Source organism: Pseudogemmobacter blasticus (assembly GCF_003071405.1).
Taxonomy (GTDB): domain Bacteria; phylum Pseudomonadota; class Alphaproteobacteria; order Rhodobacterales; family Rhodobacteraceae; genus Pseudogemmobacter; species Pseudogemmobacter blasticus.
Map to the genome: position 1 here is coordinate 291,500 of NZ_CP020470.1, position 18,649 is coordinate 310,148.

Genomic DNA, 18,649 nt, shown 5'->3' on the forward strand with positions numbered 1-18,649 from the left:
CCATGGCCGACATCAAGTCTCTCGACGATCTGAAGGCCGCCGTCGGTGCCGCCGCCCCGGTCGAGGCCGAGGCCGCCGCGCCGCGCGCCCCGGTGCGCGACAAGTTCGGCCGCAGCTATGCCACCGGCAAGCGCAAGGACGCCATCGCCCGCGTCTGGGTCAAGCCCGGCTCGGGCAAGGTCACCGTCAACGGCAAGGACATGGCGGCCTATTTCGCCCGTCCGGTGCTGCAGATGATCCTCAAGCAGCCGTTCACGGTTGCCAATGTGGAGGGCCAGTTCGACGTGATGGCCACCGTGACCGGCGGCGGTCTGTCCGGCCAGGCCGGTGCGGTGAAGCACGGCATCTCGAAGGCGCTTCAGGTCTATGAACCGTCCCTGCGCGCTGCGCTCAAGGCGGCCGGCTTCCTGACCCGCGACAGCCGCGTCGTGGAACGCAAGAAGTATGGCAAGCCGAAAGCTCGCCGCAGCTTCCAGTTCTCGAAGCGCTGATCTTTCCCGATCCGAAATACGAAAGGCCCGCCGTCCGGCGGGCCTTTTGTTTTGTGCGGCCCAAACTGGCCAAAAAAAAACGGGCCGGTTTCCCGGCCCGAAGTCGCTCAGGGGAGCGTAAGGAATTTCAGGCGGCCCAGGCCGGCTTGCGGCATTCGGCCTGCCGGGCGGCGTCGGTCAGGCCGATGTCGCGCAGCATGTGGGTGTCAAGCCTCGACAGGGCGCGGCGGCTGCGGACGCGGTCGTCCCAGCGAGCAAGGATCAGGGCAAGGCCGACCAACAGACGCGAAGCCGGCGGCAGGGCCATGGGCGCGATCAGGGCAGGGGCGAGGCTTGAACTGCGGGGCACGGTGGCCTCCATCCTTTTTGTATTGATACAATCTTGTGTCTCTGCTGCAAATTTTATAACAAAGTCCGTGAATGAGTCGCCAGAGATACTTTGTGATGGATACAAATTGGAAACCTGACCTGGCGGCTTTTCCGGGGCCCAAGTATCAGGGCCTGAGCCGCGCCCTGCGGGAAGCGATCCGGGCCGGGCATCTGCCGGCGGGCACCCAGCTTCCAACGGTGCGCGATCTGGCCTGGCGGCTGAACATGACGCCGGGCACCGTGGCCCGCGCCTATGCGCTGGCCACGCAGGAAGGGCTGCTTGAGGCGACCGTTGGCCGGGGCACATTCGTCGCCTCGACCTCGCCCCGGCTGGGGCCGACGCAGCCGCTTTATACCGAGCGGGTCTCGGGCGGCACGACCGGGCTGGTGGACCTGCGCCCGCCGCAAGTGCCCGAGGTCGGGCAGACCGAAGCCTTTCGCACCGCCTTGCGGGCCATGGCGGAAACCACCGGGCAGGGCTGGCTGGATTACACCTCGCAACGCGCCGAATTGCCGTTGCGGACGGAAATCGTGCGCTGGCTGGGCGACCGGATCCTTGGCCCCATCGGCCCCGAGGACGTGGCGCTGACCCATGGCGGGCAGAATGCCATCGGGTTGATCTTCGATTGCTGTCTGCGCGGCGACCGGCCTGTCGTGCTGATCGAGGAACTGGCCTATCCCGGCTTCCGTTCGGCGGCGCGGGCGGCACGGGCCGAGGTGGTGGGAGTCGAGATCGACCGCCACGGCGTCGTGCCCGAGGCGCTGGAGGCCGCTTGCCGCCGCCATGGTCCCCAGGTGTTGTGTCTGACGACCGAGGCGCAGAACCCGACCACAGGGCGGATGCCGCTGGAACGGCGGGCCGATCTGGCCCGGATCGCCCGCGCCTTCGACCTGCAGATCCTTGAGGACGATTGCTATTCGGTGGCGGAAAGCAACATTCCCAGCCTTCGCGCCCTGGCGCCGGAACGGGTATGGCATGTCGGCGGCCTGTCCAAGACCATTTCGGCCGCGCTGCGGTTCGGCTATGTGGTCTGTCCCGCCGGCATGGGCGAGGCGGGGCGGCTTGCGGCGCAACATGGCTATTTTGCGCTGTCGCGTCCGGTCTCCGACCTGTGCCTGCACCTGTTTCGCACCGGTGCTGCCGAAACGATCCGCGCCCGCGCGCAGGCCGAATTCGCGCAGCGCCTGCAAGCCCTGGTGAACCGGCTGGGCGCCTTTGATCTGGCCTGGCAGCCCGGTGTTCCCTTCGTCTGGCTGGGATTGCCGCGCGGCTGGCGGGCGTCGGCCTTCACACGGGCCGCCGAGGCTGCGGGCGTATTGGTGCGCCCGGCGGATGAATATGCGCTGGTCGGGGGGCGCGCGCCCAATGCGGTGCGAATCGCGGTCGCCGGAAACCTGCCGGAAGAGGTTTATGCCGATGCCATCGACCGGCTTGTGAAGCTTCTGGCAAATCCGCCCGGCGATCTGGCTGTCTAGGCCGACACCGACCGACTGTTGCGCCAAGGACTCGCTCACGCCGAATTGCGCCCTTGACCGTTGACCGGCACGGTCGGGCACCCGCATGATCACGCAAACAACAGCCCGAACGGGCGATGAGCAGTAAAGTGAGTGATCATGGGACAACAGGCGTCTTTCCACGCCCCGCATGGCGGTGCAGACTTTCTTGGCTGGCGCAAGACACGCGCCGGAGCCACCGAAATTGTCTATGATGACGGCGTGACCCGCCGCATGGTCTGGCGCGTGGCCGGGCTTGAGGCCAGCGAAGCCCGCCTGTCCGATGCGCTGCGGGTGGCGGTCGGCAGCCATCGCATCGTGCCGACGCTTTATGACGAGCTGAAAAAACGGGCGATCGCCATCGAAAAAATCGCAGGCTGATCGTCATTCAAGCGGTTATACAGGGGGCGGCCTGAGCCGCCCCTTTGCTATTGCACGGTCTGTCCGCAAAACACCGTTGCAAAGTCGAATTTCCGGCGTCAGGATTTGATCAAACCAAGGGCCGCAAGGGCCAGTACAGTAGGGGGGGTAATGGCGAACTCGATCGAGGCCGAGAAGCGGGCAGGCTGGGTGCTTGTTTCTCCGCCATTCCTTTACACGCTGCTTGCTCTTGCGGTGCCGTTCATCGTCATCGTCGGGCTGTCCTTCGCCGGGCTTGAAGGCGGCCGCGCGCGGGTTCCGCTGGCGCCGGGCGATGCCGAGAAGCTCTACTTCACCTTCGAGAATTTTGCCCGTGTGCTGTCCGAGCCGATCTATCGGGTCGTTCTGCTGCGCTCGCTGATCATCGCGGTCTGCGTCACGCTGGCAACCGTGCTGATGGCCTATCCCATTGCCTATTTCGTCAGCTTCTATGTGGCGCCTTCGAAAAAGGCGCTGTGGATCTTCCTGATCACCATCCCGTTCTGGACCAGCTACATCATCCGTCTGGCCCTGTGGCGCACGATTCTTGGCTACAACGGCATCTTCGACAACTTCGTCGGCATCTTCGGAATCGAACCGATGAACCTGCTGTCGAACGGGGCGCTGGCCATCACCATCACCCTGAGCCATGCCTTCGCCCCCTTTGCCGTGCTGCCGATCTTTGTCGCGCTGGAAAAGGTTGACCGCTCGCTGCTTGAGGCGGGGCAGGATCTGGGCGAAACGCGCTGGACCACCTTCCTGCGGGTGACGCTGCCGCTGTCGATGCCCGGGGTGATGGCGGCGGTGCTGATCGTGTTCATCCCTGTGGTCGGCGACTATGTGACCGCCAAGCTGATGGGCGGTTCGACCACCCCGATGATCGCCAACCTTGTCGAGGTCGAGATGCTGAAGAAGCGCGACCACGCCATGGGTTCGGCCGTTGCCGTAACGGCCATGGCGACGGTCGCGGTGATCAGCATCCTGTTTGTCCTGCTCAACCGCCGCTTCATCGGGAGCAAGAAATGAAATCAGCTCCCGGTCTGCGCAGCTATGCGATCCTGTATCTGGTGTTCCTCTATGGCCCGATCCTGATCCTCCCGCTGTTTGCCTTCAACAACGCCACCGTCGTGTCGTTCCCGCTGTCGGGCTTCACCACCAAGTGGTTCTCGGAAATGATGGCCGATCAGGCGCTGTGGCGCGCGTTGCGCACCAGCCTTCAGATCTCGCTTTCGACGGCGGTGATCGCCACCGCGCTTGGTGTCATGGCGGCACGGGCGGCGGTGCGCTACCGCTGGCCGGGCAAGCCCGGCGTGATGGGGCTGATCCTGCTGCCGCTGGTGCTGCCCGAGATCATCATCGCGATGTCGATGCTGATCGTGCTGATCTGGCTGGGCGCGCCGCAGATGTGGTTCACCGTGATCCTGGGCCATGTGCTGATCACGTTGCCCTTCTCGGTCACCATCATGACGGCCGCGTTCCAGAGCATCGACGTGTCCTTCGAGGAGGCGGCGCTGGACCTGGGCGAAACCCCGCTCTCGTCGTTCCGGCTGATCACGCTGCCGCTGGTGATGCCGGGGATCATCTCGTCCTTCCTGATCTCGTTCACCATCTCGATCGACGAATACATCATCGCCAACTTCCTTGGCGGCAATGACACCGCGCTGTCGGTCTATATCTACGGCCAGTTCCGGTTCCCGGCGAAGGTGCCGATGGTTCTGGCCCTGGGGACATGCCTTGTCGCCATGTCGATCCTGCTTCTGACAATCGCTGAATATTTCCGCCGCCGGGGCGTTGCCCGCGTGGGTGGCAAGGACTCCGGAGGTTTCCTGTGACGTTTTCCGCCGACAAACCCACGATGATCGAGTTCAAGGACGTCCATAAATACTATGGCGACTACCATGCGCTGCGGGGCATCAATGGCACCATCAAGGCAGGCGAGTTCTTCTCGCTGCTGGGGCCGTCCGGCTGTGGCAAGACCACGCTTCTGCGCACCATCGCAGGCTTCGAGGACATCTCGTCCGGCGTGGTGATGATCGACGGCAAGAGCATGGCCGATGTGCCGGCCAACGTCCGGCCGACCAACATGGTGTTCCAGAGCTACGCCATCTTCCCGCATATGAGCGTGGAAGAGAACGTCGGCTTCGGCCTGCGCCGCGACCCGCGATCCAAGGCCGAAAAGGCCAAGGCGGTGGAAGAGGCGCTGGAGATGGTCGGCCTCAAGGGCTATGGCAAGCGGGCGGCACATGCGCTGTCGGGCGGGCAGCGGCAGCGGGTTGCGCTGGCGCGGGCGCTGATCCTGAAGCCCAAGGTGCTGTTGCTGGATGAACCGCTCAGCGCGCTGGACAAGAAGATGCGCGAACATATGCAGGTTGAGCTGATCAAGCTGCAACGTCAGGTCGGCATCACCTTCATTCTGGTCACCCATGACCAGGAAGAGGCGCTGGTCATGTCGGACCGGATCGCGGTGATGTTCGAGGGTGAGATCGCGCAACTGGCCGATCCCGAGACGCTTTATCGCCGGCCCAATTCCAAGAAGGTGGCGGATTTCATCGGCACGATGAACTTCATCCCCTGCACGATCCTGTCGGAATCGGGCGACAAGGTCGAGGTTGATGCCAAGGGGCTGGGCAAGGTCGCGCTGGACATCCATCAGGCCCCGCCGGCGAAGGGGGAAACCCCGGTCGTCGGCCTGCGCCCCGAGACGCTGACGCTGCTTTATCCCGGCCAGTCCGCGAATGATCGCGAGACCGATGGCGTGATCGACGAGGTGATCTACTTCGGCGACATGACCTATTACGATGTCTATCTGGGCGGCACGGATGTCGAGGTGCGGCTGTCGATGCGAAACGTGCCGGGCCGCCCGGTTCTGGACGTCGGCACGAAAGTGCGCGTCGCCTGGAGCCCCGAGGCGCTGGTCCTGTTCCGCTGAGGAAAATCGTGCGGCCGCAAAATGCGGCCGTGCGATTGTTTCTCGCCTCTGTCGCGCGCAAGGCGCGCGACAACCGGCTTGGGGCGCGTGCCTCCGGCGGGGATATTTGCCGACAGATGAAAGGCGCGGGCCTTGCGGCCCGTGTTCAACGATCCGCAGGCAGGACGCCAAGGCCACGCAGGTAGATGCCAATGGCGGATTCCAGCAGGTCTTCTGGCGGCCAGGGTTGCGGGCCGCCGTTGCCGCGCAGGAACAGTTCGACAACACCGTGGCTTGCCGCCCAGACATGCGCCGCCACCATGCGGGCGGGGGGCCGGCGGTCGGCGGGCAGGGTGGTCAGCAGGGTTTCGGCGGCGCGTTCCATGATGGCGCGGGCCTTGGATGAGACGACGGCCAGGTCGGGATGATTGCCCGGCTGCAGGCCGCTTTCGAACATCGCCTGATAATGACCGGGATACTTGCGGGCAAATGCCAGATAGGCGCGGCCGGTGGATTCGAAGGCGGCCATCGGGGTGGGGCGGCCGTCGTCATGGGCGTATTCCAGCAGGGCGGCGAAGATGTCAAAGCCCTGCCGGGCCACCTCGGCCAGCAGTTCGTCACGGCCTGTGAAGTGGCGATAGACGGCGGCCGGCGTGACATCCGCCGCCTTGGCCGCTTCGGACAGGGTAAAGCCCTGCGGTCCCTTTTCCGCGATCAGCGCCAATGCCGCCTCGACCAGCGCCTGACGCAGGTTACCGTGGTGATAGCCGCGTTTCACCGTCAGTCCTTGGGCCGCAGGTCCGGGCCGCCGCAGATCTTGCCGTCGATCTTGCCGATGGCATCCTTGTCCTTGCCCTTGTAATCGACGGCGCCAAGAATGGTCTGGATCGCCGCGATACGGGCGCGCTTCTTGTCGTCAGACAGGATCACCGTCCAGGGCGTGTGCTTGAAGCTGGTCTTGTCCATCGTCTCGTCGATGGCCTTGCAATAGTCATCCCATTTGGCCAGCCCGTCCACGTCGATCTGGCTGAGCTTCCATTGCTTGAGCAGGTCACCCTCGCGGTCAAGGAAGCGCTTGAGCTGCTCGGCCCGACCGACCTCCAGCCAGATCTTCAGCAGGATGATGCCTTCATCGACGATCATCTGTTCGAACTCGGGCAATTGCCGGAAGAAGCGGGCGCGGTCCTCGGCTTTGCAGAAGCCGAAGACATGTTCGATCATGGCGCGGTTGTACCAGCTACGGTCATAAAGCGCGATTTCGCCCTTGGCGGGGAACCAGTCGACATAGCGCTGGAAATACCATTGCTGGGATTCGCGTTCGGTCGGCTTGGGAAGGGCCACGACATAGGCAGAGCGCGGGTTCAGGTTTTCTGTTACCGCCTTGATCGTGCCGCCCTTTCCGGCGGCATCGCGGCCCTCGAAGACCACCATCAGACGCTGGCCGCTGATCTTGAGCCCGTTCTGCATCTTGGCAAGTTCGATCTGCAGCCGGTCCATCTGGGCGATGTAATCCTTGCCCTTGAGGTCGGTCTTGTAGGGGTAGGACTTGGTCAGGATGTCGTCCTTGCCGGCCTTTTCAATGGTCTTGCGCACCTCTTTCGGGGCGCCTTCCTGGAAGTAGCGGCTGATTGCACCGTCGAACGGCAGGTCCATGGCGTGTCTCCCTTTTCCGGCAGTATGGCGGGGGCGCGTGCCTATCGCAATCCGGCGCGGGTGGCGGCGCGGGCGATGGCATCCAGCACCACCTGCGGGTGGGTGTGGTGCGGCATGTGGCCGGCGCCCTCAATCACCGTCAGCCTGGCCGATGACAGGCGTGGGGCCAGCGGGCCGGAGTGGATGGAGAGCGGCACGATGGTATCGGCGGTGCCGTGAACCATCTCGATCGGCAGGGTCAGGCCGGGATAGCGCGGCTCCATCGCGACGATCTGGTCGCGCAGAGCATTGATCTGGGCCACATTGGCCGCAAGCTGGCTGTGGCGCAGCGTCAGGTCGGTGCCAAGGTGGTCAAGATAGCCCGCCGGGGCATGGGCCGGGGCAAAGACGGCGTCGATCTGGCGCTGGACATAGATGTCCGGCACCCAGGCCGAGGCGAGCGGCACCAGCAGCGCACGCGGCACCGGTCGGGCGGTCAGGCGATACCAGATGTCCAGATGCCCGGGCCAGGGCAGCGAAGGCGCGGCCAGCGTGACCAGCGCGGCGGCCGGATGCTGCAACGCCCAAGCGGTTGCCACGGTGCCGCCATAGCTTTGGCCCACCAGAAGCGGGTTGGTCACACCCAACTGGTCGGCCGCGGCTTTCAGCACCGCGATCTGGCCTGCGATGCTGGCGTCGCCGCCCGGCAGCGGGTCGGAATGGCCAAGCCCGGGCCGGTCAAACGCGATGACGCGGAAATCCTGCGCCAGGCGGTCCAGCAGCGAGAAGGTGAAATCCCGCGATGAGCCGGAGGCGCCGTGGATCAGCAGTAGATCGGGGCCACGCCCGCGTTCCACCGCATGAACCTGCAACCCGTTGACCGTCAGCAGCCGGCCCTCCGGCGGGTGGGCCACCAAGGCGCGCTTGTCGCGGGCGCGGAGGCGGAGGGTGGTGGCGGCGGTCAGGACGCCCGCCCCAACCGCGCCGATGGCGCCGCTAAAGGCCAATCTTGTCAATGTCATAGGGCGTTGTCTGATAGATTTCGTTGATCCAGTTTCCGTACAGCAGATGTGCATGTGACCGCCATCTGTTCAGGGGGCGGCGCGTAGGATCATCGTCGGGATAGTAGTTCAGCGGCACGTTGATCGGTGTGGCATTTGCCACGTCGCGATCATATTCCTGTTTCAGCGTGTCGCTGTCGTATTCGAAGTGGTTGAAGATATACAGCGCGCGATGCCCGGTATCGTCCACCAGGCAAGGCCCGGTCTCGGCGCTGCCCAGAAGGGTGCGCAGACCGGGGGCGGCGTCGATTTCCGACTGGCGCATCTCGGTCCAACGGCTGACCGGAATCACGAAATCATCCGAAAACCCGCGCAGCAGCGGCGAGGTCGGGGCAAGATTCTGGTGGCGGAAGCAGCCGAAGGCCTTGGCGGGCAGCATGTGTTTCTGCACACCATGGAAGTGGTAGATCATTGCCATGCCGCCCCAGCAGACGCCGAAGGTGGAATGGACATTGGTCTGGGTCCAGTCCATCACCTCGCGCAGTTCGTCCCAGTAGGTGACCTGCTCGAAGGGCAGATGCTCGATCGGGGCGCCGGTGATGATCAGGCCGTCGAACTTCTCGTGCTTCACCTCCTGAAAAGGGCGGTAGAAGGTCGCCATATGCTCGGCGGCGGTGTTCCTGGTCTGATGTTCGGTCATGCGGATCAGTTGCAGGTCGATCTGCAACGGCGTGGCGCCGATCAGCCGGGCAAACTGGTTCTCGGTCTGGATCTTCTTCGGCATCAGGTTCAGCAGGCCGATGCGCAGCGGGCGGATGTCCTGCCGGGCCGCACGTTCGGGCGACATGACGCTGACGCCTTCCTTTCGGAGAACGTCGAACGCGGGCAGGGTTTCAGGCAGGGTGATGGGCATTTCGGGATCTGGTCCTTGATGCGGGTCAGATATGCACCGGCAGGCGCCGGTCAATGGCGCGGGCGATCAAGGCATCGAAATCGCCGGGGCTGCGCACCTCGGCCACTTCTTCGGCAGTGACGGTGACGCCCCATTTCGCCATGGCCGCATAGCGCGGCTGACGGTGCGCCAGAGCGCGGGCATAGGTCCATCGCACGAAGTGATCGGGATCGCATGTTTCTTCGGTTTTTCCGAAGGCTGACCGATATTCCTCCCACATTTCATGAAGAAAGGCGGGCTGGTAATACATCGGCTTCGGCGCACGGTCGAACCGGCGGACCAGTTCTGCCGTATGGGCATCAGAGCCGCGAATCCAGACCATCAGCAATGTGCTGGCAAGCTGCGTCATCACCGGATCATGCGCGTCATGCGGGTTCACCACCTCGCAGATCGAGCCCGAGGTATCGCAGACAAAGTTCCGGTAACCATAGATGTCTTCGGCCCGCGCGATGAAGCGAGCGCTGTCCAGCGTGGCGGCCACCTCGGCCTCACGGTGCTGGTCCTGCCGCTTCATGTATTCGGCAAAGGGCAGGCCGCCCTTGGCCGGATCGCCGGGTTTGCCCAGATAGGTGGAAAGCGGCGCCAGGTTGTTGAAGGTGATGTTGGAGGCGATGAAGACGCTGTCGGTCATCATCAGCTCGCGCAGAAGCGGCACCTTCATCGCTTCGCGCTTGAACATGTCGGCGATGAATTCGCCCATGTAATGCGTGCCGATGCGGTAATCGACCGAGTAATGGAACCAGCCGCCGCCCTTGGACAAGGGTTCGTCGCGCAGCATGTTCGACAGGTAGGTCTTGCCCAGGCCAGACATGCCGAACAGCATGATCCGCTTGTGCGATGCCGAAAGATAATCCTGCCCCGAGCTGTAGATCATGGCACCGTCCTTGCCCGCCTGTCCGGGGTCTTGCTACTGCTGCCGGCCGGGGGGCGCAACGAAAAACCCGCCCCCGAAGGGGCGGGTCCGGTCTGCGTGAGGCGCAGAGCGATCAGAAGCTGAAGCCGACCCGCACACCGACAGCGACGGCGTCATTGTCGGTCATGTTGGCACGGGCCACGTCCGGGGTGCCGGTTTCAGGCTGGGCATCGCCCAGTTTCAGATAGCGCACGCCCATGGTGACCTTCATGTTGTCCTGCGTGTAAACCGCAGCAACGCCAATGCCCTTGTAGCCATTGGTCGGCGCCAGCGGCGACACCAGCGGATCGCCACCGGCTTCGTAGGTGGCAAAGACCGAGCCAGACCAGTTGTCGCTGAACTTGCGGCCGACACCCAGGGTGTAGGTGGTCGAATCTTCAAGGCTGACAAGGCCGCCGCCAGTTGCCGCAGTGAATGTGGCAGGGTCGATCAGGAAGTTTGACCAGTCCACCCAACGGATCGTACCGAAGACCAGTGTGTCTTTTGCCACCCCCGACTGGAAGTCGAGGTTCACAGCCTGCGGCGTATCGACCGACAATACGCTGGCGAGAGGCACGCCGGCCGGAATCGGCCCCAATGGCGATGCAAATGTCTCGACCGTATCGAGATCATGGGTCACCTTGGAGAAGTAAGTCAAAGCGACGCGCAGGGCGATGTCAGGCCGTTCATAGGCCGCGCCAACCAGATAGCCGGTGCCCCAAGCCGGGTCGAATGAGACGTTGTAGCCCGACAGGTTCGCCGGACCCTGCGGGTCGTAGGCGAGGCCAGACAGGGTTACTTCACCCGAAGCCTTGGAAGCGCGTATACCGCCATGGACTGACCAGTTCTCGTCGAACTTGTAGCGCAGGATCCCGGTGATAACTTCAGAGTCGAGCACTGCCGACGTGCCGCCCAACAAGATTGATTGACCCATTGGATAGTTGATGTCGGCGCCATAAGCGTGTTCGTAGATCAGCGCGGCCGAGAAGTTGTCGTTGAACTTGTAATTCAGCGCCAGTCCCGGAAGGGTGTGTTTGTCGGCCACGCTGCCGGTGGGGCGAGAAGCCACATCAGTGCCGCTCACATTGGGATTGATCACGCCGTAGCTAAGTTCGACGTAATTGCCCTTTTCGAAGATGATGCCGATGGACTGGCCCGAACGGTCCACCCCGCCTGCTTCTGCCATCCCCGCCGCTGCCGCCAGTGCGGCGACGCTTGTCATCAGTTTTTTCATTGTCCTCATCCCTGGAAAGGATTTCCCCTGATGCTGACGCTAGGGGGCACGACAAAACGGGTCAATCAATGACGCAACGTCACGGGTTTGTGAGATTATAGCTGTGGCTTGGGTGCACGGGATTCCGCCCGGAGAGAGATGTAGTTTGCCGTCAGGATCAGGGCCGCGCCCAGGGCCAGCGTCCAGACCAGCGGCTCTTCATAAAAGGCGGCGCCGATCAGGGCGATGACCGGCAGGCGGGCGAAATCCACCGGGCCCACAAAACTGGCCGGTGCCAGCGACAGCGCCGTGGTCAGGCACAGATGCGCCACGATCCCGGCAAGGCCGATCAGCAAAAGCCAGGGCAGGGTGGCACTGTCGGGCAGGGTGATGGCGCCATCGCGGAAGGACAGCGCCAGGCCGAAGATCGCCTGCAGCAGTGTCAGCCAGAACAGGATGGACAGGATATCCTCGCCCCGCGTCAGCTTCTTGGTCATCAGCATGGTGGCGGCAAAGAACACCGCGCAGCCGGCGGCGGCCATCACGCCCGGTTCGATGTGGCCAAAGTCGGGGCGGGCGACGATCAGGATGCCTGCAAAGCCAAGCCCCGCCGCCAGAAGCCGCGGGCGCGTCAGCCGTTCGCCCAGCACCAGCGGCGACAGCAGGATGACCCAGAGCGGCGAGGTGAATTCCAGCGCGAAGACCTGGGCCAGCGGGATTTGAGTCACCGCCCAGAACCACAGGGCCTGCCCGGTGAAATGGAACCCGTTGCGCAGAACATGGCTGGGAAAGCGCCTGGCGCTGATGCGGTTCAGCCGGCCCAGCAGGGTGGCCGCCAGCAGCACGATCATCAGCCCCAGGATCGAGCGGTAGGCAAGGATCTCGAAGGTTTCATGCCGCACCTTCACCGCCCGCGTCGCGACCGCCATGGCCGAGAACGAGGCGATGGAGCCTGTCATCCACAGGGCGGCGGCAAGGGGGCGGTGCGGGTCGGACATGGCGTGCAGATGTGCCCGCCACGCAGCCATTTGTCGAGTCGCGACGGGTCAGATGTCCTTCATCAGGCGCAGGGCATCATAGATCGCGGCATGGGTGTTGCGCGCTTCGACCGCATCGCCGATACGGTAGAGGCGAAACCCTTTCGGTCCTTTTCCGGGGGGTTGAGGACGGCCGTCGATCAGGGCGGAATAATCAACCGCACCAAGGTTTTCCGACCGGGGCTTGAGATCGAAGTAGAGCCCCGCATTGGGTTCCGTGCCGTGGTTCACGACGATCTGGTCGAAATGACGTTCCTGCGCCAGATCACGCAGGTAGTCCGAGCCGATCACCGCCTTCAGCCGGTTGCCGTCGCGCGCCACCGATTGTAGGCGGTAGGTCACGGTGAAGGTGACGGATTTCCCTTGCAGGGCACGCATATAGGGTACGAGGTTCATGCCCATCACCTCGGGCGAGAAAGTGCGGTCTGGCGTCATCACCTCGACCGTGGCACCGGCTTCGGCCAGCACTTCGGCGGCCTGCAAGGCGGCGTGGTCGCCGGCATCATCATAGACCAGCACGGAATTGCCCGGCTTCACGTCGCCCGACAGGATGTCCCAGGCGGTCACGGTCAGGTCATCGCCCGCTGTCAGCGTGGGTTTTTGCGGCAGGCCGCCGGTCGCAACGATCAAAACATCCGGAGAAAGTGACACAACATCATCGGCTTCCGCCCATGTGTTGAAGTTGAACTTTACCCCCTTCGCCTCGCATTGCTCCATCCGCCAGTCGATGATGCCAATCATTTCGGACCGTCGTTTGGTCTGCGCGGTCAGGCGGACCTGGCCGCCGGCGCGGTCGGCCACTTCGAACACGGTCACGTCATGGCCGCGCTCGGCGGCAACGCGTGCGGCTTCCAGCCCCCCGGGGCCGGCCCCGACGACAACAACCTTCTTGCGGACCGCCGCAGGGGCTGCCTCATGGGGCATCCCCTCGACCTCGCGTCCGGTGGCGGGGTTGTGGATGCACAGCGCCATGCCGCCCTGATAGATGCGGTCCAGGCAATAGGTGGCCCCGACGCAGGGGCGGATGTCATGTTCGCGCCCTTCAGCGATCTTCCGCACGATATGCGGGTCGGCGATATGGGCGCGGGTCATGCCGACCATATCCAGCAGACCATTCGCCACCGCATGGCGGGCCGTGGCCACATCGGGAATCCGCGAGGCATGGAAGGTGGGCAGCCCCACTTCGGCCCGGATACGGCCGGCGAAATCCAGATGCGGGGCGCTGCGCATACCCTGCACCGGGATCACCCCGGTCAGGGCGGCATCGGTATGGATACGCCCCCGTATGACGTTCACGAAGTCGATCAGCCCGGCGTCCCGGAACCGCCGCGCCAGTTCCACGCCATCTTCGGTGGTGATGCCACCTGTATGATCTTCGTCCGCCACATAGCGGATTCCCAAAAGGAAATCCGGTCCCACACGGCGGCGGCAGGCGTCCAGAACCTGGGTTGCAAAGCGCAGGCGGTTGTCGAAGCTGCCGCCATAGTCACCCTCCAGCGCATTGGTCAGCGGGCTGAACATCTGGTCCATCAGATGGCCGTAGACCTCGAACTCCACCCCGTCCAGACCGGCGGCCTGCATCCGTTCCACGCCATCGGCGTAGTCGGTGATGATGCGGTCGATGTCCCAATCCTCGATCACCTTGGGAAAGGCGCGGTGCGCGGGTTCGCGGGCCGGGCCTGCCCCCAGAACCGGCAGCCAGTCGCCCTTGTCCCAGCGGGTGCGATAGCCAAGGTGCGTTACCTGGATCATCACCGCCGCGCCGGCCTCGTGGCAGTCGTCTGCCAGCCGTTTCATCCACGGCACCACCTCATCCTTCCAGACCAGCACATTGCCGAAGGCGGGCGGGCTGTCGCGGCTGACACTGGCAGAACCGGCCGTCATCACCATGGCAACCCCGGCCTTTGCCCGTTCCAGATGATACAGCCGGTAGCGATCCTTGGGCATACCGTCCTCGGTATAGGCCGGCTCGTGGCTGGTGGTCAGAATCCGGTTGCGCAGGCGCAGGTGGCGCAGTTGGAAGGGTTGCAGAAGTGGATCGTTCGACATTGGACCCCCCGGGTCTGTGCGTGCGGTCTGGTGTTGCCGGGTCAGGTTAGACGCGGCGGGCGCCCCGGCTCATGGCGGAATACGACCGATGGGCGTCGGATTTCGCGCTGCGCTGCGGCGGCTGTCAGGCCAGACGTGCCAGAAGGGCGGAAAGCGTCGCGCGTTCTTCGGCCGTCAGCGGGGCCAGCGTGGCCTCGGTCACCGCAAGCGCGGCCGGAACAAGAGAGGTAACCAGCGTGGCGCCAGTCTCTGTCAGGCTGACCGTAAGGCGGCGGCGGTCGTCAGGATCGGGTGTGGTGATCACAAGCCCCTGCCGGATCAGCCGGTCGACGACGCCCTTGATGGTGGCGGCATCCATCGACGCCTCGCGCCCCAGATGGTTTTGCGACAGGGGGCCCAGTTCGGCCAGACGCGCCAGAACGGCAAATTGCATCGTGGTCAGTTCTGGAATGGCCTGGCCGAACAGCGCCAGATGCCGCTGCGTGACCCGCCGCAGCAGGTAGCCGATCTGTGCATCAAGGTCATATCCGGGCAGGGCCATTGCATCAGAAATACCCATGCCTTCCCCGTTTGCGCAAGACTGTTGACAGCGTGCCGCCGGATCGTGAAGCCTGTTGGTGTGCGAACAATCCAGCCGGTGGCAAGATGGGCTATCTCCGTCCCGCAACCCTGAGCGAGGTGTTCCCCGCAGTGGCATCCGGCGCACGGGTGCTGGCGGGCGGCACAGACCTGTATCCGGGGCAGGGTTCGCGTATGGTCGGGCCGGTGGTTGATCTGACTTCGGTGGCTGCGCTGCGCGGGATCAGCCTTTCGGGCGGCCTGCGCCTTGGGGCCTGCACAAGCTGGAGTGAGATCGCAGAGGCCGCCCTTCCGCCCGCCTGCGCGGCGTTACAACAGGCGGCGCGTCAGGTGGGGGGGCGGCAGATCCAGAATGTCGGCACCATCGGCGGCAATCTTTGCAATGCCTCGCCCGCGGCTGATGGGGTGCCGCCGCTTCTGGCGCTGGACGCCGAGGTTGAACTGCTGACTGCGGCCGGGGCACGGCGTCTGCCGCTGGCGCGGTTCCTGCTGGGGCCGCGCAAGGTGGACCTGCGCGCCGGAGAAATTCTTGCCGCCGTGCTGATCCCAGAAGCGGCCCTGACCGGGCGGTCGGCCTTTCAGAAGCTGGGGGCGCGGGCCTATCTGGTGATTTCGATCGCCATGGCGGCGGTGCGCCTGACCGTGGACGGCGGCCGTATCACCCGGGCGGCAGTGGCGGTTGGCGCTTGCGGGCCGGTGGCCAGCCGGTTGCCTGCGGTCGAGGCGGCGCTGCTTGGCCCGGTGGCCGGGGCGGCGGACCGGGCTCGACAGGCGGATTACGCGGCGCTGTCGCCCATTGACGATGTGCGCGCCACGGCGGCCTATCGCCGGCGCGCCGCGCGGGAGCTGGTGGCCCGGGCGGTGGAGAGCTGCGCATGATCGGCTTTCGCCTGAACGGGCGTGCGGTGCAGGTCGCGGCGCCCCCCGGCGAACGGCTGTCCGAAGTGCTGCGCGAACGGCTGGGGGCGCGGGGCACAAAGGTAGGGTGCGACGCCGGCGATTGCGGCGCCTGTTCGGTGCTGCTGAACGGCCGCTCGGTCTGTTCCTGTCTGGTGCCGGCGGCGCAGGCCGACGGGGCCGAGATCGTGACGGTGGAAGGGGAAACGCCGGAACTGACCCGGCTGCGCGCGGCCTTCCTGCGCCATGGCGCGGCGCAATGCGGCATCTGCACGCCGGGGATGCTGATTGCGGGGGCAGAGCTGCTGGCCCGCAACCCGACCCCGACCGAGGCCGAAGCGATGGACGCGCTTGGCGGTGTGCTGTGCCGCTGCACCGGATACCGCAAGATCCTTGCTGCCGTCTGCGATGCGGCGCCCGCGGTTGCCGCCGATGCGCCGCCGGCCGGGCAGGCGGTGGGGGCGGCGCTGGTCCGGCTGGATGGTGCGGCCAAGGTCGCGGGCGACAGCTTCGGCGCCGACCATGCCCCCGACGGGGCCTTGACGGTCAGGGCGGTGCGGTCGCCCCATCCCCATGCGGCGTTCCGCTTCGGCGATCTGGCCGGGTTCGCGGCCCGGCCCGGCGTGGCCGGTGTCTTTACGGCTACCGACATTCCCGGCCGCAACGCCTTTTCCGTCATCCCGCCCTTTGCCGACCAGCCCGCCATTGCCCGTTCCCCCGCGCGGTTCCGGGGCGAATGTGTGGCGCTGGTGGCCTTTGAACCGGGTGCCGAGGCCAGCCTTGACGGCTTTCCCGTGGACTGGACGCCACTGCCGCCGGTGCTGACACCCGCCGAGGCCGAATCCGAAGGTGCGCACCTGCTGCACCCCGACCGCAAGGCGAACCTGCTGATCGAGGGGCGGGTGCAGAAGGGCAATGCCGAGGCGGCGCTGGCCGCCAGCGCGCATGTGGTCGAGGGCAGCTTCGCCACGTCTTACGTCGAACACGCCTATATCGAACCCGAGGCCGGCGTCGCCTGGATGGAGGGCGACACGCTGGTGATCCGGGCCTGCACCCAGGCGCCGGGGATGGACCGCGAGGATACCGCGCTGATCCTTGGCCTGCCGGTCGAACGGGTGCGCATCATCCCCTCTGCCGTGGGGGGCGGCTTCGGCTCGAAGCTTGATCTGTCGGTGCAGCCGCTGATCGGGCTGGTGGCGCTGCGCACCGGACGGCCGGCGCGGATGATCTATTCCCGCGCCGAAAGCATGGCCTCGACCACCAAGCGCCACCCGGCCGAGATGACGGGGCGGATCGGCTGCGATGCCAGTGGCCGCATCACCGGCATCGTGTTCGAGGGGCGATTCAACACCGGGGCCTATTCCAGTTGGGGGCCGACTGTGGCGAACCGGGTGCCGGTTCATGTGTCCGGCCCCTATCTGACGCCGAACATCACCGCCCGCGCCCGCGCCGTGCATACGCATGGCCCGGTCTCGGGCGCGTTTCGCGGCTTCGGCGTGCCGCAGGGCGCGCTGTGGCAGGAAACGCTGTATGACCGGCTGGCGGAAAAGGCCGGGCTGGACCGGCTGGAGTTCCGCATCCTGAACGCGCTGCGCGACGGTCAGTGCAGCGCCACGGGCCAGATCCTGCAGGCGGTCGGCATCGGCCCCTGTCTTGAGGCATTGCGTCCGCGCTGGCGCGCCGCGCTGGACTGGGCCGCGCAGGGGCCGGGGCGCGGGGTGGGGGTCGCCTCGTGCTGGTATGGCTGCGGCAACACCGCCTTGCCCAACCCGTCAACCATCCGCATCGGTATGACGCCGGGCGGTGAGGTGGTGTTGCATCAGGGCGCAACCGACATCGGGCAAGGCTCGAACACGGTGATTGCGCAGATCGCTGCCGATGCGCTGGGGCTGCCGGTTGCCGCGCTGCGCCTGCTGGGCGGCGATACCGCGATCACGCCGGACGCCGGCAAGACCAGCGCCTCGCGTCAGACCTTCGTTTCGGGGCGGGCGGCGGAAAAGGCGGGCCGCGCCTTGCGCCATGCGACCCTGCGGCTGGCCAATGCGGGGCAGGGTGCCCGTCTAGACCTTGCGCCGGGGTGCATCACCGTTACCGATGGCCCGGTCCGGCGCCGCATCGACCTTACCGCTCTGCCGGTTGACGCCCGCGGCTATGCCCTGTCTGCCGAAGAAACCTATGACCCGCCCACAACGGGGCTGGATGCGAATGGCCAGGGCACGCCCTATGCCGTTTACGGCTACGGCGCCCAACTGGTTGAGCTTTCGGTGGACCGCGCGCTTGGCACGGTCACCCTGCACCATATCACCGCCGCGCATGATCTGGGCCGCGCGATCAACCCGCAACTGGTGACCGGCCAGATCGAGGGCGGAATCGCGCAGGGCATCGGCCTTGCACTGATGGAGGAATACCTGTCCGGCCGGACCGAGAACCTGCACGACTACCTGATCCCGACCGCGGGCGATGTGCCGCCCATCGACAGCATCCTGCTGGAAATCCCCGATCCCGAAGGTCCGTTCGGGGCCAAGGGTCTGGGGGAACACGTCCTGATCCCCACCGCCCCGGCCATCCTGAACGCCATTCGCCACGCCACCGGCGCCGTCCTGACCCGCACGCCTGCGTTGCCGCACCGCATCCTTGCCGCGATGGAGGGGCAGGAATGAAGGCCCCTTTCATCTGTCCTCAAATATCCCACGGGGGTCCGGGGGTGTGAAACCCCCGGCTTCCGGCCGCACCCGG

Annotated in this window: 18 protein-coding genes; 8 read left to right on the forward strand and 10 right to left on the reverse strand. The window is 65.3% G+C overall.

What is annotated here, in order from left to right; genetic code table 11:
- Positions 1 to 2: 2 nt before the first annotated feature.
- Entirely contained in the window at positions 3 to 491 is a 489-nt protein-coding gene (gene rpsI / locus B6K69_RS01460) for a 30S ribosomal protein S9 (protein ID WP_107672845.1), read from the forward strand.
- A gap of 127 nt (positions 492 to 618) precedes the next feature.
- Here rpsI and B6K69_RS01465 read toward each other — a convergent pair whose 3' ends face one another.
- The gene (locus B6K69_RS01465) at positions 619 to 840 is read right to left on the reverse strand and encodes a DUF1127 domain-containing protein (RefSeq protein WP_228156782.1); all 222 of its coding nucleotides are present in this window, start codon (positions 838 to 840) and stop codon (positions 619 to 621) included.
- Between the two features lie 95 nt (positions 841 to 935).
- On the opposite strand from B6K69_RS01465, the gene B6K69_RS01470 reads away from it, so the two are divergent.
- The 5 genes from B6K69_RS01470 (at position 936) to B6K69_RS01490 (ending at position 5,682) form a co-directional block, all read left to right on the forward strand.
- Positions 936 to 2,336: an aminotransferase-like domain-containing protein gene (locus tag B6K69_RS01470; RefSeq protein ID WP_228156783.1), complete on the forward strand. Its 1,401-nt coding sequence runs from the start codon at positions 936 to 938 to the stop codon at positions 2,334 to 2,336.
- Positions 2,337 to 2,474: 138 nt separating this feature from the next.
- Entirely contained in the window at positions 2,475 to 2,735 is a 261-nt protein-coding gene (locus B6K69_RS01475; RefSeq protein ID WP_107672844.1) for a hypothetical protein, read from the forward strand.
- A gap of 150 nt (positions 2,736 to 2,885) precedes the next feature.
- Entirely contained in the window at positions 2,886 to 3,779 is an 894-nt protein-coding gene (locus B6K69_RS01480; protein ID WP_108642521.1) for an ABC transporter permease, read from the forward strand.
- A complete protein-coding gene (locus B6K69_RS01485; protein WP_108642522.1) occupies positions 3,776 to 4,585 on the forward strand; it encodes an ABC transporter permease in 810 nt (269 codons plus the stop codon). The genes B6K69_RS01480 and B6K69_RS01485 overlap by 4 nt, the downstream gene beginning before the upstream one ends.
- A gap of 23 nt (positions 4,586 to 4,608) precedes the next feature.
- Positions 4,609 to 5,682, forward strand: coding sequence for an ABC transporter ATP-binding protein (locus B6K69_RS01490; protein WP_206340552.1), 1,074 nt, complete (start codon positions 4,609 to 4,611; stop codon positions 5,680 to 5,682).
- A 145-nt stretch (positions 5,683 to 5,827) separates the two neighbouring features.
- Here B6K69_RS01490 and B6K69_RS01495 read toward each other — a convergent pair whose 3' ends face one another.
- The 9 genes from B6K69_RS01495 to B6K69_RS01535 form a co-directional block, all read right to left on the reverse strand.
- A complete protein-coding gene (locus B6K69_RS01495; protein ID WP_107672840.1) occupies positions 5,828 to 6,445 on the reverse strand; it encodes a TetR/AcrR family transcriptional regulator in 618 nt (205 codons plus the stop codon).
- The gene (gene ppk2 / locus B6K69_RS01500; RefSeq protein WP_108642524.1) at positions 6,442 to 7,314 is read right to left on the reverse strand and encodes a polyphosphate kinase 2; all 873 of its coding nucleotides are present in this window, start codon (positions 7,312 to 7,314) and stop codon (positions 6,442 to 6,444) included. The genes B6K69_RS01495 and ppk2 overlap by 4 nt, the downstream gene beginning before the upstream one ends.
- A gap of 41 nt (positions 7,315 to 7,355) precedes the next feature.
- Positions 7,356 to 8,300, reverse strand: a complete 945-nt coding sequence (locus tag B6K69_RS01505) for an alpha/beta fold hydrolase (RefSeq protein WP_228156784.1) — start codon at positions 8,298 to 8,300, stop codon at positions 7,356 to 7,358.
- The gene (gene metA / locus B6K69_RS01510; protein WP_108642526.1) at positions 8,290 to 9,207 is read right to left on the reverse strand and encodes a homoserine O-acetyltransferase MetA; all 918 of its coding nucleotides are present in this window, start codon (positions 9,205 to 9,207) and stop codon (positions 8,290 to 8,292) included. Before metA ends, B6K69_RS01505 begins: the two co-directional genes overlap by 11 nt.
- Before the next feature lie 25 nt (positions 9,208 to 9,232).
- Positions 9,233 to 10,120 carry an ATPase gene (locus B6K69_RS01515; protein WP_107672836.1) on the reverse strand — a complete coding sequence of 296 codons (888 nt, stop codon included), beginning with the start codon at positions 10,118 to 10,120 and terminating at the stop codon, positions 9,233 to 9,235.
- 112 nt (positions 10,121 to 10,232) lie between these two features.
- Positions 10,233 to 11,372 carry an OmpP1/FadL family transporter gene (locus tag B6K69_RS01520; RefSeq protein WP_107672835.1) on the reverse strand — a complete coding sequence of 380 codons (1,140 nt, stop codon included), beginning with the start codon at positions 11,370 to 11,372 and terminating at the stop codon, positions 10,233 to 10,235.
- 95 nt (positions 11,373 to 11,467) lie between these two features.
- The gene (locus tag B6K69_RS01525; RefSeq protein ID WP_108642527.1) at positions 11,468 to 12,349 is read right to left on the reverse strand and encodes a DMT family transporter; all 882 of its coding nucleotides are present in this window, start codon (positions 12,347 to 12,349) and stop codon (positions 11,468 to 11,470) included.
- Positions 12,350 to 12,397: 48 nt separating this feature from the next.
- A complete protein-coding gene (locus B6K69_RS01530; RefSeq protein WP_108642528.1) occupies positions 12,398 to 14,437 on the reverse strand; it encodes an NADH:flavin oxidoreductase in 2,040 nt (679 codons plus the stop codon).
- 124 nt (positions 14,438 to 14,561) lie between these two features.
- A complete protein-coding gene (locus B6K69_RS01535) occupies positions 14,562 to 14,996 on the reverse strand; it encodes a MarR family winged helix-turn-helix transcriptional regulator (protein WP_108642529.1) in 435 nt (144 codons plus the stop codon).
- Positions 14,997 to 15,082: 86 nt separating this feature from the next.
- Between B6K69_RS01535 and B6K69_RS01540 the strand changes: the two genes are divergently transcribed.
- Together B6K69_RS01540 and B6K69_RS01545 are read left to right on the forward strand one after the other, a co-directional pair.
- Entirely contained in the window at positions 15,083 to 15,895 is an 813-nt protein-coding gene (locus tag B6K69_RS01540; protein ID WP_108642530.1) for an FAD binding domain-containing protein, read from the forward strand.
- Positions 15,892 to 18,573 carry a molybdopterin-dependent oxidoreductase gene (locus B6K69_RS01545; protein WP_108642531.1) on the forward strand — a complete coding sequence of 894 codons (2,682 nt, stop codon included), beginning with the start codon at positions 15,892 to 15,894 and terminating at the stop codon, positions 18,571 to 18,573. The genes B6K69_RS01540 and B6K69_RS01545 overlap by 4 nt, the downstream gene beginning before the upstream one ends.
- The last annotated feature ends 76 nt before the right edge of the window (positions 18,574 to 18,649 follow it).